Source organism: Arthrobacter sp. 4R501 (assembly GCF_002929755.1).
Lineage (GTDB): Bacteria > Actinomycetota > Actinomycetes > Actinomycetales > Micrococcaceae > Arthrobacter.
Genome location: NZ_PJIW01000068.1, coordinates 1 through 564, shown reverse-complemented (window position 1 = coordinate 564; position 564 = coordinate 1). Strand labels below are relative to the sequence as shown.

The 564-nt window shown below is 70.6% G+C and carries 1 pseudogene; it reads left to right on the top strand.

Going from position 1 to position 564, the window contains the following annotated elements:
• Positions 1 to 564 (top strand): annotated as a pseudogene (locus CXR02_RS21915) (glycosyltransferase family 2 protein); the annotation flags it as partial.

The window sequence follows — 564 nt, the reverse complement described above, 5'->3', positions numbered from 1 at the left end:
GACGCGTCGCTGATGCGCGGGGCAGGTACAACCCTCGATGCGCTTTCCGCCATCGCCGCGGCGCGTCCCATCATGGGGGCCCCCGGACAGGAAACAATCCGCGGTGACGACGCCGTCGCTGGTTCCCTCCGCGGCGTGGTGGCCACGATCGTGGCCGGCCAGGGCGTTGATCCGCGCTACGACCTGGAACGGCTCGGGGTCGGTTTTGTGGTCCTGCGGGCCACGGACACAGCAGCCCAGCTGACGGCGAGCCGGATGGATGCCGTCCCGGGACTTGTCGCCGTCGGCAAAACGGACGTCGGCTGGCTCTGGCGGATCAGCCCGCTGAACCAGCCGGTCATCGACGCCGCGGACGTTGCCCACCGGGTACGCATCGTTGACGGCTCCGGCGCCGCGATCGGGCTCGTCCCGTCCGGCCTGGAAACCGTTGACGCCGCTGTCCCGGAAGGACCGGAAGGCCGGCTCGTGGTCCTCGCCGAACGCGCAGATCCGGCATGGTCCGCGTGGATGGATGGCCGCCGCCTGACGTCCACCACGTCCGGCTGGTCCCAGGCATTCACGCTC